We start from the raw sequence: 13,497 nt of genomic DNA on the forward strand, positions 1-13,497 counted from the left end.
GGCGTGCTCAGTTCAGGAACTTCGCCAGCTCTTCCCGGCAAAACTCCACGAACAACTGCGCCGGTTTGGTCAGCTGGACTCGCTTCAACCAGGCCGCAGCCAGCCCCGACAGCGCCACCGGCTCGGCAATGTCGAGCATTGCCAGGCGCTGGCCGTCATAGGTGTATTCCGAGTGCGGACGGGTTACCAGCAACGAGAAACCGAAACCCTGACCGACCATGCCGCGCACCATCTCGATCGACGGCGAACTGAAGACGATGTTCGGCGCCAGGCCCATCTCGTTGAACAAGCTGACGAAGTAGGTGCGGCTAGGGGCCACGTCCAGCAGGATCATCGGCTCCGGGCACAGGTCGCGCAGCGAGACCTGGGCCTGGCCGGCAAAGCGGTGATTCTCCGGTAGCAGCACATAGGGCTTCTGCGGCGGCATCAGCGGCTCGGCCTCGATGGTGCCATCCAGGTCGTGGTCATAGAGAAACGCCAGGTCGAATGTTCCGGCGGTCAGGCCCTGGATCAGGTCCTGCTGTTCACCGTCGCGCAGGCGAATGTCCACACCCGGGTAGCGCTGGCGAAAACCGGCGATCAGGCGCGGCAGGTACAGTGGCGCCACGGTTTCAAAACAGCCAATGTCGATTTGCCCGGCGACGGTATCGTTGTCGGCCAGGGCGTTCTGTTCGAACTCATGGGCCATCTGCAGCAGTGACTTGGTCTTGGCGTAGAAGCGTTTGCCGCTGGGCGTCAATGACACGCCCTGGGCGTGGTGGCGGATGAACAGCTGCACACCGAAACTTTCCTCCAGGCTCTTGATGGCCGTGGAGATGGACGGCTGGGCGATATACAGCTGGCGTGACGCTTCGGCCACACTGCCCGCTTCCACGGTGGTGACGAAGTACTTAAGTTGTCGCAAGGTATAGGCAGCCACAGGGTACCTCTCTGACGCGGGTCTGGGCGGACTGGGATCGTGCCTCACACTTTACCCTTGGCTATCGTTGAGCGGGCGCTGAGCACTGAAGGATTTACCTATACCTTGAACAGGTTTTTTGTAGGGGTCGGGTTGCCCCGGCCCGGTGCATCACTCAAACCCGGGGTTCGCCCGAGTGCAATCGCCACCAATCTGCTTGTACCCGACTCACAGCGCATTGCGCAAACGGAGCGGTACCGCGCTTACGCCGGGACAGCGTTGCAGACGGCTCAGGGGTATCTGCCTAATCCTCATCATGGGCGTCTGGCAGGTCGTTCATCGGTTCTTCTTGCATGCATTTCACTCCTTGGCGGGTGCTAAGGCAAGGCCAACGATAGGTCGCGCCTGCGCTGCCGCGCAGCTGGAAACAGGCCCCAGAAGCACTGCAGCCACTGGTCAAAAACGCCCGAACGTCTTTACTGATAGTCATCGACCCCAGGTAAACGGTGTGTGCTTATGAAGATCGTGGTCACCAGCATCCTCGTCGACGACCAGGCCAAGGCCCTGGCTTTCTACCACTACGTACTCGGTTTCGAGCCCAGGCACGACATCCCCATGGGCCGGCACCGCTGGTTGACCCTGACTTCGCCCAACGACCCCAATGGCGTCGAACTGCTGCTGGAACCCGACGCGCACCCGGCGGCCAAGGTGTACAAGGCCGCGCTCAAGCAGGACGGCATCCCCGCCACCTCGTTCGCCGTGCGTGACATCCAGGCCGAATATACCCGGCTATGTGCAGCCGGAGTGCAGTTCATCCGGCCACCAACCCCGGTGGGGCCGGTTACCGTGGCGGTGTTCGATGACACGTGCGGCAACCTGATCCAGATTGCCCAGAAGCACTAGCCGGTTGCCCTTACCCCAATGCGCACCCATAAGGAAAACAGATGCGCCACGAATTCAGCGAAGTGCTCAACGACCTGGTCGACTACTTTCTGCTCGGTGATATCCAGTTGCTTGAGCGCTTCAAGCAAGACCATCAACTGCCCGACGACCTGGCCCATGCGTTCACCCGCGGTGACAGCGGCGACCAGGCGGTGCGCGAAGGCATCGTGCTGCCGCTGGCCGGTGTCGACAACCTGCCCTACCACATCCTGTTCACCCTCGATAACCACACCCCGGCCCTGCGCGAGGCTGGCAGCCGCCTGAAGCACCGGCGCAATGGCTATGTACTGCGGGTCGAGCACGGTGCGCTGATGCTGTACACCTGGCGCATCCTGCAGCACTTCACGCCCAAGACCCTGGGTGACCTGATGGCGCGTTACCAGGTGCCAGGGCGGCCGATCATCGAATTGGACAACGGCTGGTACGACGTGGAGGTGCTGGCGGGGGCACTGGTGCGAGACGGGTTGTACGAGCCGGCGTTCGAGTTCGTGCTGAAGAAGCGCTGGAGCCGGGGTGAGGCGACAGCTGTGGATACCGGGTATGCATTCGGGCTTCGTGGCTACTTCGACTGATTGATCGCCTGCGCCGGCCTCTTCGCTACAACGGCCTGTGCGCGTCCGTTGTCGGAGTGGGTTTACCCGCGAATACGGTAGCGCCCGCAACGGTGAACGGTAGGTGGAAATTGGCCAGCAGGGCCGGCCCTTTCGCGGGTGAACCCGCTCCTACAACGGCCTGTGCGCGTCTGGTTGTAGAAGCGGGTTACCCGCGAATACGGTAGCGGCCGCAACGGTGAACGGTAGGTGGAAATTGGCCAGCAGGGCCGGCCCTTTCGCGGGTGAACCCGCTCCTACAACGGCCTGTGCGCGTTGTAGGAGCGGGTTTACCCGCGAATACGGTAGCGGCGGCAGCGGCGAACGGTCGGCGGAAATTGGCCAGCACTGGCAAACTTGACCTTCAGGTGTGATTGATATCCCGATCCTTGGTCTCCGGCAGAAAGAAAATCCCCAACACCGCCGTCATCACGGCAATCACGATCGGGTACCACAAGCCGTAATAGATGTCCCCGGTCGCTGCCACCATGGCAAACGCCACGGTCGGCAGGAAGCCGCCGAACCAGCCATTACCGATGTGGTAAGGCAGCGACATCGAGGTGTAGCGGATGCGCGCCGGGAACAGCTCCACCAGCCAGGCGGCAATAGGCCCGTAGACCATGGTCACGTAGATCACCAGAATGGTCAGCAGCAACAGCACCATCGGGTAGTGGATCTTCGCCGGGTCGGCCTTTTCCGGGTAGCCCGCCTCTTTCAATGCACCACTCAGGGTTGCGGTAAACGCTTCGCTTTGCACCTTGAAGTCCGCCGCCGCCAGGTTGCTGCCATCAAAACTCGGCAATACCCGTTCGCCAATGCGAATCTGGGCCCTGCTGCCGGGCTCCGCCGCTTCGTTGGTATACGGGATGGCGCGCTTGGCCAGCAGGCTCTTGGCAATGTCGCAGGAGCTGGTGAATTTGGCCTTGCCCACCGGGTCGAACTGGAATGCACATTGGCCCGGGTCGGCCACCACCACCACCGGGTTCTGCTCCTGGGCAACGAAGACGTCCGGGTTGCCGTACTCGGTCAGCGCCTTGAAGATCGGGAAGTAGGTCAGTGCGGCGATGATGCAGCCGGCCATGATAATTTTCTTGCGGCCAATCCGGTCGGACAGGCTGCCAAAGAAAATGAAGAAGGGTGTGCCGATCAACAGTGAACCGGCAATCAGCAGGTTGGCGGTCTGCGGCTCGATCTTGAGCATCTGCAACAGGAAGAACAGCGCGTAGAACTGCCCGGTGTACCACACCACGGCCTGGCCGGCGGTACCCCCGAGCAGCGCCATGATCACCACCTTGAGGTTGTCCCAACGGGCGAACGATTCGGTCAGTGGCGCCTTGGATGCCTTGCCCTCGGCCTTCATCTTCATGAAGACCGGCGACTCGTTGAGCTGCAGGCGGATGTACACCGAAATCGCCAGCAGCAGAATCGACAGCAGGAACGGTATCCGCCAGCCCCAGGCCTCGAACGCTTCCGTCCCCATGGCCGTGCGACAGGCCATGATCACCAGCAGCGACAGGAATAACCCCAGGGTGGCGGTAGTCTGGATCCAGGCGGTGAAAAAGCCGCGTCGGCCCTTGGGCGCATGCTCGGCCACGTAGGTGGCCGCGCCGCCGTACTCACCGCCCAGCGCCAGCCCCTGCAGCAAGCGCAGGGTGATCAGGATGATTGGCGCGGCCACGCCAATCGTGGCGTAGCCCGGTAGCAGGCCCACCACTGCGGTGGACAGGCCCATGATGACAATGGTGATGAGGAAGGTGTACTTGCGCCCGATCATGTCGCCCAGGCGGCCGAACACGATGGCGCCGAACGGACGGACAGCAAAGCCGGCGGCAAACGCCAGCAAGGCAAAGATGAACGAGGTGGTTTCATTGACGCCAGCAAAGAAGTGCCTGGCGATAATCGCGGCGAGTGAGCCGTACAGGTAGAAGTCGTACCATTCGAACACCGTGCCCAGGGACGAGGCAAAGATGACCTTGCGCTCCTCCTTGGTGATGCCGCGTTGGGGCGCGCTGCTGCCCGTGGATGCGCTGTCGAGAACCGCCATGGGTTGCCTCCGTCATGTTGTCATGCAGGCCGGAGCACCTCACAACCACTTCACCGTCGCACCCAGGCCTTGGCGCTTGCTTTGGTTGCGCGAAGCACGACGAGGCGGGCCGCCTCGGATCGCAGCAAGGTTAATGAAGCATAATCGGGATTGCCTGAATATCCACCCCCTGGCCTTGCACAAGAGGACGGCCCGGACGACACGCAGCGCCGGGGTGCTGGGCGATAGCGGGTTGGCTGACGATTCTGGTGGTGGCCTCACCCAAGAAGCACGATCGGCCCCTTCAACTCGACCTGATTACCATCCGGGTCGTAGCAGTACAGCGAAAGCCCCTCACCTTCGGCACCATAACGCTTCTCTGCAGGCTCCACCTTTACCCCGGCGGCTTCCAGATAGGCCGTCAATGCGGCCTCGTCGAACGGCTCGATGCGCAGGCAGAAATGGTGCAGGTTGCGCCCTTCCACGCCCGGTGCAGCTCCGCCTGGCTGCCCCAGCGGGCCATCCAGGGTCACCAGGTCGATCATCGCCGTACCCGTGGCCAGGTGCACCATGCCCAAGTCTTCGCGCACGCGGCTGACGGTGCAGCCAAGCAGCTCGGTGTAAAAGGCAACACTGCGCGGCAGGTCGCTGACCCGCAACACAAGGTGATCGATGTGCTTGATGGTGAAAGGCCGCATGCCGGGCTCCCTGTGGCGTTTGCGAATGCGTTCGCCACCATAGCGCAGGTTCACCCGGCGTGACCAGAATCAGCTACTCGTTCACCAAGCGTTGCAGTACGCCCCCTTCATGGCGCGTCAGGATACGCAGCAGTTGGTCGACCAGCGCCCGGTCCGGCGCATCCAGGTGGAAGTGGTGCCCGCCTGGGTGCCAGGAAACTTTCGCCTGGCTGGGCAAGGCGGCCTCACGCCGGGTAAAGGCCTCGCCGGTGAATGCCCCCTGGCGGCCGAACAGCAGATACAACGGGCAGCGGATCTGACTGAGCAGGTCGCAGGCTTCGCGCTCGGTCAGTGGCATGGGCTCGGGCAGTACCAGCCGCGGGTCGTGCCGCCAGCAATAGCCGTCGTCCAGCTGTAGCAGGTCGCGCAGCGCCAGCAGCCGAGCGGCACCTTCCGACAGTTCGGTATCCAGCCGCTCGCGGCGTTGCGCCAGGGCGGTGTCCAGGTCGTCGAAGCGCCCCACATCCGGCTCGGCAAAACCTGGCAACTGGCTGCGCTGCACCATGCGCTTGAGCCGGTAGGCCCGCGCCAGGTGCTGCACCCGGTCATCCTCGGCCACCGTGAACGGTGCCCCCATGCCGTCGAGGAAAGTCATGCTGGCAATGCCACTGGTCATGGCCGCCAGCAGCGACGCTATACCGGTGCCCATCCCATGGGCCAGCACATGAAACTGTGCCAGGCCCAGACTGTCGGTCACCGCCAGCATGTCTTCGGCATGCTCCCACAGGTAATAGCCACTGTCGTGTCGACGATGGCCAGAACGGCCATGGCCGATCAGGTCGGGGGCCACCACGAAGCAGCCGTCCAGCATCGGTGCCAGGCGCTCGAACGAGGCAGCGTTATCCAGCCAGCCATGCAAGGCCAATATGGGAATACCGTCTTCTGCCCCCCAGGTGCGCACCGCTATTTCTACGCCATCGAGGTCTAGCAGGTGGTCTTTCGGACTGCACAGCGAACGCATTGCAATTCTCCTTGGCTAAAGCCTGCACCATGACCTGCCTCACCCTCTCGCAGATCCTCCCTCGCTGCCAGCCCCCCACCGACCCGCGCATGCGCAGGACCGACCGCTGCCAACAACTATCTACCGCACCCCGACGCCTTGATCAGCGTGGACTATCTCCCCCCACAAAAGAGATGGTTACCATGACAACCCCGACACCGTTACATCAGTAATTGCCGGCTTTGACAGATCATCAACTGCGCACGCCATGGAGGGCGAGTCTGTGCACTACGGCGTTGGCCAGGGTCATGCCTGAAAGCCCGGTAGATGCCGACGGCAGGCTGCGCCGCGTCGCGCTCAACGAGCAGCAGTATCGCCAAGGCGTGGACGCGCTGACTGCCGAGCAGCAGCAGGTTGAAACCGGTCTGCTGACCAGTCTCACCCGCCAGACGCAAACAATCGGCCGCTGAACCTCACTCACTGCCCGCGCAGGTCTTCGAAGAAGGCCTGCTTGCCGTCCACCTGGCTGGACGCCCGTGGGGCCGCTGCGGCGTCACCACTGGCGGCCTCCACGTACCAATAGCAGTGCTGCACGGCACGGGTCACCGCCACGTAGGCCAAGCGCTGCACTTCTTCCTTCTGCGCCGAATCGAATGGTTGGGCATCACCTGCCTTGCCCAGCCCGGCCTGGCGGTATACCTGGTTCTTGTAGGGTGAACTGGTCAGGTACTGGCAGTCACCCAGCATGAACACCGTATCGGCCTGCAAACCCTTGGCACTGTGATAGGTCAGCTGACGCAGCCGGCGCTGCTCGGCCGGAAGCGCCGCGTCGGCGTGCAACACGCTTTGCAGGTGTTCGCTCATCAAGGCCCGGTCACTGCCCTTGCGGTACAGCATCATGACTGTCTCACCCCGCTGGTAGTGCTCGACAAGCGTTTCGCCCAACGCCGCCTCGTCACGATCGAACACCTTGACCGGCGAGCCGGGCAACTCAGCCGCCGGGCCACTGGCGCGGGCTTTCTTGCCGGCAATCGCCGGGGTGCCCTTGACCAGGTGCTCGGCCGCATCGATCACCTGTTGCTGACACCGGTAGTTGTCGACCAGCATCACCCGGGTGTTGGCCGGCGACGGGAACGCCTTGGTGAACTCCATGAAATACTTGGGCGAGCTGCCACGCCAGCCGTAGATCGATTGCCAGTCGTCACCCACGCACAGCAACGACGAATGCTGGGCATGGCGGCCGATGTGCATGGCCGGGCCGCGACGCCGTATTTCGGCGAGGCTGGCACGCAGCCAGCTGACGATCTGCGGCGACACGTCCTGGAACTCGTCGATCATCAGGTGCGCCAGCGGCCGCAGCAACGGATCGGGCAGCAGGTGCAGGTTTTCCGGGTTGTTCTCGCCAAACAGGGCGAACATGCGGTTGTAGCTCATCACCGGCGGCGACTGATCCAGCAGGTGCGCTTCCAGGGCTTTCCAGTACAGCGCCAGGGCCTCGAAGAACAGGGCATCGCTATCGCCGGACGGAAAGCTCATCGCCGCCACCGCTTTGTTCACCTCCAACCCAAGGTTTTCGATGAAATTGGCCGCACTGACGAACGCATCCAGCAGCGGCGCCGGGGCCAGTTCGCCCTTGACCTTGTACTCAAAGCCAGGGCCGGCCACGGCATCGCCTGCCAACGATGCCGCCAGGCGCCGGGCCATGGCGTAATTGTCGAGCCAGATCAGCGGCCTGTCGCAGAACGCCTGCAACAGCGTACGCTTGACCGCCCACTCGGCCCGCACGGTCAGCTTGGCGCCGGGGCGCTGGTACTGCGCGTTTTGTGCAGGGTCGAAGCCCAGCACCACCAAAGGCCCCTGGCCTTCCAGGCGGCCATGCACATGGAAGCGGCTGCCACGGATGTCGACCGTTTCGCGGCAGGGCTCGATGCCCTTGATCGGCCAGACGCCGGCGGCAAACCACAGGTCCTCGATCATGTCGCACAGTTCTTCGTCGCGCTGGGCGGCCAATTGGGTCACTTGTGCGCGCTTCTGCACATCGGGGTTGTTCGGGTCCAGCGGCTTCAGTTGCAAGGCTTCGCTGCGCAACTGGCCGACCAGCTCGGCAAAACGCGGGCTCTCGCCCAGCAAGCTGCTGTAGCACTGGTTCAGCTGCTGGCGCTGGGCATCGTTCAGGCGCAAGTCGAACGGGTTGCTGTCGGCCTCAGCCTCACGCCCGGCAGGCATCTCATGGCCCAGTGTTTCAAATGCACGCACCTGGCCGAAGCCTGGCAGGCTGCGCACCAGCGGCAGGATGCGCGAATGGAACGTGCGCACCAGCTCGCGGGCCTGCACAGGCTGCAGGTTGATCTGCCACAGGGCGAACACCTGCAGCAGGCGCTTGATGAAGTCCTTGCGCGATTCGCGGGTGAAGGTGACCACGGTCATCGCATCCAGCTCGTAACCCAGGTAATGACGCAGCAACAGGATGCGCAACACCAGCGACGTGGACTTGCCTGCCCCGGCGCCTGCCACCACGCAGGTAGACGGGGTGTCACTGAAGATGAGCTTCCATTGCGCGGCGCTGGGCTGGGCTTCGGTGGGCAGGCGCTGGGCGACATCGGCCTTGAAGCGCTTCTTCAACTCGGCCGTCAACGGCAGGCGCCAATCGTCGAACAAGTTGTCATCCTGGCCTGGCACGGCGGCGCTGTCGGGGCGCGTATCGCGGATTACCAGCACCTGGCGCCCCGCTTCATAGCCCTCCACCCGACCACGCTCGAACCCCTCACGCACACCATCGGCATGGCCAGTACGCTGGCCTGTGGCGTGGCCGAGGAACCACGAGTCGCGGTGCTGGGCTTGCAGGCGGGTCAAGCCACGCCCCAGCAGGCGGGCGGCCAGGCGGCGAAACCAGGGCAACTGGGCAGGCGGGGTAAGGTCGGCTGGGGCCAGGGGTTGCTCGTGGGCCACGGTCACTCCGTTGAAAATCAAAACAGCAGGCATGTTCGCCGCATCGACGAAAAATCGCCAGCGAATGCTTGCAGATCAGTGCATTAGGCGATGAAGCGAATAAAGTGCCGCAGAAATAACATCTACAAAATAGATAGTTTTAAGCCGATATTTACGCTTATTTTCGATGTTTCTTTAGCGCATCATGGCGTCATTCCACTGATTCAAGGAGCACGACCATGCTGCAACTGCGACCCTTCGAAAGCCTCGGCCACGCCAACCATGGCTGGCTCGATGCACACCACCATTTCTCGTTTGCCGAGTACTACGACCCGGCACGCATGCACTGGGGTAACCTGCGGGTTTGGAACGACGACCTGATCGCGGCCGGCAGCGGCTTCCCGCCGCACCCGCACCGCGACATGGAAATCATCACGTATGTGCGTGAAGGCGCAATCACCCACCAGGACAGCCTGGGCAACAAGGGCCGTACCGAAGCCGGTGATGTTCAGGTGATGAGCGCCGGTACCGGCATCGTGCACAGCGAGTACAACCTGGAAGACATCGACACACGTATTTTCCAGATCTGGATCGTGCCGGAGCGCACCGGTGAAGCACCCCAGTGGGGTAGCCGGCCGTTCCCCAAAGGCGAACGCGGCGAAGGCTTCGTGACCTTGGCCAGCGGCCGCGCGGGTGACGAGGACAGCCTGCAGATCCGTACCGATGCCCGCCTGGTGGCTGCCACCCTGCGGGCGGGTGAAACCGCCGAGTACCGCTTCGATGCCGCACGCCGGGGTTACCTGGTGCCGGCCAAGGGGCTGGTGGACATCAACGGATTGCGGGCCAAGGCGCGCGATGGCGTAGCGATCGAGCAGGAAGAGGTGCTGCGGGTCACCGCCATCGAGGACAGCGAGATCGTGCTCGTGGATGTGGCCTGAAAACCAGGCCTGTGACAATCCATGTCGCAGCGTAAGGCGGCCCCCATGGAACAACTGCTACCCCGTCGGGTTAGCAGGGTTTTGTGGGGGCTGGCTTGCGGCCATGGGCCTGCCCGGCTATCGCAAGGCAGCCATCAAGCATTGGCGCCATCAGCCAGCCTGCACTAGCGTTGTGCTACCAGCCAGCCCAACGTTCCTGCGGAGCACTCGATCATCATGCCGGACCTGCGCCCGAACCCGACGCTGTGCCTGGAGTACCGTGCCCAACAGCCCATTCACCACGCGTTCATCCAGCAGGCCAGCCGCTGCCCGGCGGCCATTGCCATCATCGGCCAGCACACAACCTGCAGCTACTCCCAACTGGAGCAGATCAGCGCGGGCATTGCCGCGTTTCTGGTTAAAAACGCCGCCAGCGGCAGCGACCGTGTGGTCATCGTCAGCTGTCGCAGCGCTGCCCTGGTTTACGCCATGCTCGGCTGCCTGCGTGCCGGCCTGGCCTTCACCGTGGCTGACGCCGCTTACCCTGCCGCGCGTATCGAACAAATCGTCAGCACCCTGAAGCCTGCGGTGGTACTGCGCTGTGCCGAGGCAACCGTCGATGTCGGCCAGCCCATGGTCGTCACGGTACCTGAAGCCCCCGCGCAAGCGCTGCTGGCCTTCACTCGCCAATCTGACGCGCTGCCCGCTGTCAGCCCGGAACAGCCGGCCTACATCACCTTCACCTCGGGCAGCACCGGCGAGCCCAAGGGCGTCGTTACCCACCACGCACCGCTGGTGCACTTCATCGACTGGCATGCACGCCAGCACGGTTTTACCCAGGCTGACACCTTCTCGCTGCTTTCTGGGCTGGGCCACGACCCGGTATACCGCGACGTGTTCACGCCACTGTCGCTTGGCGCGACCATTGCCTGCCCGGCCCAGTCGACCCTGATCGACCCTCCACGGCTGGCCAGCTGGCTTCACCAGCACAGAGTGAGCGTGATCCACCTCACCCCGCCGCTGGGCAAGCTGATCGAAACGGGTGCACACCTGAACGGCCAGGTTCTCGACCAGCTGCGCTACCTGTTCTGGGGTGGCGATGCACTCAGCCCCACGCAGTACCAGCAGGTCCGCGCCATCGCACCGAATGCCGTCAACGTGAACTTCTACGGCACCACCGAAACCCCACAGGCCATGGCTTTCCATACCCTCTCCCCGGATATGGGTGATGCCCGGGTGCCCTTGGGCAAAGGCATTGCCGATGCACAGTTGCTGGTGGTAAACCCGGCCAACCAGCTGGTCAGCGAGGGCGAGACAGGCGAAATCCTGATCCGCAGCCCCTACCTGTCGCAGGGATACTGGGACGACCCGGGGCTGACAGAAGCCAAATTCATCGCCAACCCGTTCACCGCTGACGCCGCCGACCGCTGTTACCGCACGGGTGACCTGGGCACCTACCTGGCCGATGGCAGCGCCAGCTTTCTGGGGCGCGCTGACAGCCAGGTGAAAATCCGCGGGCATCGCATCGAGCTGGCGGAGATCGAGAACGCCATCAGCCGTCACCCGCACATAGGGCAATGCGTGGTCCTGGCCAACCACGACGGTGCATCGACCCGGCTGGTGGCCTATTGCGTCGCGCAGCAGGCCACCGGAACTGACGAACTGCGCCAGGCCCTCGCCGGCCAGTTGCCTGACTACATGGTACCGGCACTGTTCGTGTTCCTCGATGCCCTGCCGCTCACCCCTAACGGCAAGGTCGACAAACGCGCGCTGCCTGCTGCATTTGAAGACAGTATCAGCCCACCCTTGTCACCCTTGGCCGAACAGCTGAGTACAGCCTGGGCACGCATCCTCCAGGTGCCGCGCCTGGACGCCAGGTTGAGCTTTGTCGAACTGGGCGGCGACTCGCTGTCATTCGTGCAGGCTTCGCGCGTGCTGGAGGCGCTCATCGGCCACCTGCCTGAACGTTGGGAAACCCTGCCGGTGTGCCAGTTGGCCGAGCTGAGCGCGCCGACCAAAGGCGCGTGGCGGGTAATGGAAATGCCAGTGTTCATACGCATGCTCGCCATCATCCTGATTGTGGTCGGCCACCTGGGCGAGTTCGACCACTGGCCGATCGTCGGCGAAACCTCGGTGCTGTTTCTGGTTTCCGGTATCGCCCTGGCGCGCTTTCAGCTCAAGGCCATCGAAGCGCGTGGCGATGCACGCACGCTGCTCAGGCCACTGGCAGCCATCGTGGTGCCAACATTGTTGTACACCGCACTGATCCAGCTGGTATTCGACCGGCTGCATTGGCAATCGCTGCTGCTGGTTTCCAACTGGTTCCCCGCCAGCGAGGTCAGCCTGTTCAATTACTGGTACATCGAAGTGTTGGTGCAGATGATCGTGATCATTGGCCTGGTGCTGTCGATCAGGCGCGTGCGCCAGGTGCTGGTTGCCGACCCGTTTCGCTGGCTGACCATCGCTGCCTGTGCACTGGTGGCGCTGGATGTGTTGCTCAACCAGTTCGTCTTCGACGCCAGTACCCTGCTCAACCGGGTACCCCAGCACTTCCTTGCGGTGATGGTGCTGGGCATGGCCGTGCACCATGCCGACACCCCCTCACGCAAATGGGTGGCCAGTGCGGTGGCCGTGCTGGTGATTGGCGAGCTGGACCTGATGGCGGTTGCCGGTGTTGGCTGGCAAGCGTTCACACGCTATGTCGACATCGCCCTGCCAGCGATACTGGCGCTTGTCTGGTTCCGCTCGGTGCCAGTACCGGCGCTGGTTGCACGGGCAGGTGCGGTGATCGCTTCGTCAACCTTGTATATCTACCTGACGCATTTCCAGTTCGAGACGGTGGCGGAACATGTTTTCAGGCACCCGCTGTTCGAGGTGGCCCTGGCACTCGCTGGAGGGGTACTGGTGAGCTATTGCTGGAACACCCTGTTGCGTCTGCTGTTTACCCGCAGGCGCAAGCAGCACCAGGCGCATGAGGGCGATCCAACTGAACGCGCCACCTCTACCTGAACGAAGCTGCCCCGCCAGCGCATGCACTACTCGCGCGCGGCCAGTTCAGCCAGCACCTCGGCCGAAGTGGTGACCTGGCGGAAGTGGTGCTTCCACAGGTCGGTCCCCAGCTTGCCCGAGCGGTCCAGCGACGACCCTATTGTCATGTCTGTCACCAGCGTGGGCATCAGCCCTGCATCGAACAGGGCAAAGCCGGCAGCCAACACGCAGGTTTCGGTCTGCAGCCCACACACCAGCACCCGCTCTACACCCAGTTGCCGGATATAGTCGATAGCTTCGGCACTTTGCCCGTAGCCATGCTTGACGAACACCTGGTCGGCCTCGACCAGGCTCTCGTCCTCGGCCGCCGGGTGCCAGCCGAGCTGGCGCTCGAACGGCGTGACCTGTTCATCGTGCAACTCGACCGAGGCTATGGTGGGAATGTTCGCTGACAACCGCCGCAAACCATCGACCAGCCACTCAGGCGGGCTGAAGGTGGACTGAACATCGACGATGAGCAAAACCTGGCGCATG

Annotated in this window: 11 protein-coding genes; 5 read left to right on the forward strand and 6 right to left on the reverse strand. The window is 63.1% G+C overall.

Annotation, left to right across the window (positions count from 1 at the left end; genetic code table 11):
* Positions 1-7: 7 nt before the first annotated feature.
* Positions 8-919 carry a LysR family transcriptional regulator gene (locus LVS58_RS19890; RefSeq protein ID WP_004575413.1) on the reverse strand — a complete coding sequence of 304 codons (912 nt, stop codon included), beginning with the start codon at positions 917-919 and terminating at the stop codon, positions 8-10.
* A gap of 495 nt (positions 920-1,414) precedes the next feature.
* On the opposite strand from LVS58_RS19890, the gene LVS58_RS19895 reads away from it, so the two are divergent.
* Both LVS58_RS19895 and LVS58_RS19900 read left to right on the forward strand, forming a co-directional pair.
* The gene (locus tag LVS58_RS19895; protein WP_233692470.1) at positions 1,415-1,801 is read left to right on the forward strand and encodes a VOC family protein; all 387 of its coding nucleotides are present in this window, start codon (positions 1,415-1,417) and stop codon (positions 1,799-1,801) included.
* A 41-nt stretch (positions 1,802-1,842) separates the two neighbouring features.
* Positions 1,843-2,412, forward strand: a complete 570-nt coding sequence (locus LVS58_RS19900; protein WP_233692471.1) for a hypothetical protein — start codon at positions 1,843-1,845, stop codon at positions 2,410-2,412.
* 382 nt (positions 2,413-2,794) lie between these two features.
* Here LVS58_RS19900 and LVS58_RS19905 read toward each other — a convergent pair whose 3' ends face one another.
* The 3 genes from LVS58_RS19905 to LVS58_RS19915 form a co-directional block, all read right to left on the reverse strand.
* Complete coding sequence (locus tag LVS58_RS19905) at positions 2,795-4,474, reverse strand: MFS transporter (protein WP_233692472.1); 1,680 nt, start codon at positions 4,472-4,474, stop codon at positions 2,795-2,797.
* A 257-nt stretch (positions 4,475-4,731) separates the two neighbouring features.
* Positions 4,732-5,151, reverse strand: a complete 420-nt coding sequence (locus LVS58_RS19910) for a VOC family protein (protein WP_233692473.1) — start codon at positions 5,149-5,151, stop codon at positions 4,732-4,734.
* 73 nt (positions 5,152-5,224) lie between these two features.
* Entirely contained in the window at positions 5,225-6,151 is a 927-nt protein-coding gene (locus LVS58_RS19915; RefSeq protein ID WP_233692474.1) for an alpha/beta fold hydrolase, read from the reverse strand.
* A gap of 287 nt (positions 6,152-6,438) precedes the next feature.
* Here LVS58_RS19915 and LVS58_RS19920 point away from each other — a divergent pair, with 287 nt between their 5' ends.
* Positions 6,439-6,600, forward strand: a complete 162-nt coding sequence (locus tag LVS58_RS19920) for a hypothetical protein (protein ID WP_233692475.1) — start codon at positions 6,439-6,441, stop codon at positions 6,598-6,600.
* A gap of 7 nt (positions 6,601-6,607) precedes the next feature.
* Here LVS58_RS19920 and LVS58_RS19925 read toward each other — a convergent pair whose 3' ends face one another.
* Positions 6,608-9,112 (reverse strand): UvrD-helicase domain-containing protein, encoded by a 2,505-nt coding sequence (locus LVS58_RS19925; protein ID WP_233692476.1) that lies wholly within the window; start codon positions 9,110-9,112, stop codon positions 6,608-6,610.
* A 185-nt stretch (positions 9,113-9,297) separates the two neighbouring features.
* Between LVS58_RS19925 and LVS58_RS19930 the strand changes: the two genes are divergently transcribed.
* Together LVS58_RS19930 and LVS58_RS19935 are read left to right on the forward strand one after the other, a co-directional pair.
* Positions 9,298-9,996, forward strand: coding sequence for a pirin family protein (locus LVS58_RS19930; RefSeq protein WP_233692477.1), 699 nt, complete (start codon positions 9,298-9,300; stop codon positions 9,994-9,996).
* 216 nt (positions 9,997-10,212) lie between these two features.
* Positions 10,213-12,984, forward strand: a complete 2,772-nt coding sequence (locus LVS58_RS19935) for an amino acid adenylation domain-containing protein (RefSeq protein WP_233692478.1) — start codon at positions 10,213-10,215, stop codon at positions 12,982-12,984.
* 26 nt (positions 12,985-13,010) lie between these two features.
* Here the strand turns inward: LVS58_RS19935 and LVS58_RS19940 are convergent, their stop codons facing one another.
* Positions 13,011-13,496: an isochorismatase family protein gene (locus tag LVS58_RS19940; protein WP_233692479.1), complete on the reverse strand. Its 486-nt coding sequence runs from the start codon at positions 13,494-13,496 to the stop codon at positions 13,011-13,013.
* Position 13,497: the final 1 nt, after the last annotated feature.

This window comes from Pseudomonas sp. JR33AA, assembly GCF_021378985.1.
Classification (GTDB): Bacteria; Pseudomonadota; Gammaproteobacteria; order Pseudomonadales; family Pseudomonadaceae; genus Aquipseudomonas; species Aquipseudomonas alloputida.

Bases quoted from the DNA above. Each gene is read 5' to 3' on its own strand.
- LVS58_RS19895 (WP_233692470.1), top strand. From the start codon at position 1,415: ATGAAGATCGTGGTCACCAGCATCCTCGTCGACGACCAGGCCAAGGCC.
- LVS58_RS19940 (WP_233692479.1), bottom strand. From the start codon at position 13,496: ATGCGCCAGGTTTTGCTCATCGTCGATGTTCAGTCCACCTTCAGCCCG.
- LVS58_RS19910 (WP_233692473.1), bottom strand. From the start codon at position 5,151: ATGCGGCCTTTCACCATCAAGCACATCGATCACCTTGTGTTGCGGGTC.
- LVS58_RS19925 (WP_233692476.1), bottom strand. From the start codon at position 9,112: ATGCCTGCTGTTTTGATTTTCAACGGAGTGACCGTGGCCCACGAGCAA.
- LVS58_RS19900 (WP_233692471.1), top strand. From the start codon at position 1,843: ATGCGCCACGAATTCAGCGAAGTGCTCAACGACCTGGTCGACTACTTT.
- LVS58_RS19905 (WP_233692472.1), bottom strand. From the start codon at position 4,474: ATGGCGGTTCTCGACAGCGCATCCACGGGCAGCAGCGCGCCCCAACGC.
- LVS58_RS19915 (WP_233692474.1), bottom strand. From the start codon at position 6,151: ATGCGTTCGCTGTGCAGTCCGAAAGACCACCTGCTAGACCTCGATGGC.
- LVS58_RS19920 (WP_233692475.1), top strand. From the start codon at position 6,439: ATGCCTGAAAGCCCGGTAGATGCCGACGGCAGGCTGCGCCGCGTCGCG.
- LVS58_RS19935 (WP_233692478.1), top strand. From the start codon at position 10,213: ATGCCGGACCTGCGCCCGAACCCGACGCTGTGCCTGGAGTACCGTGCC.
- LVS58_RS19930 (WP_233692477.1), top strand. From the start codon at position 9,298: ATGCTGCAACTGCGACCCTTCGAAAGCCTCGGCCACGCCAACCATGGC.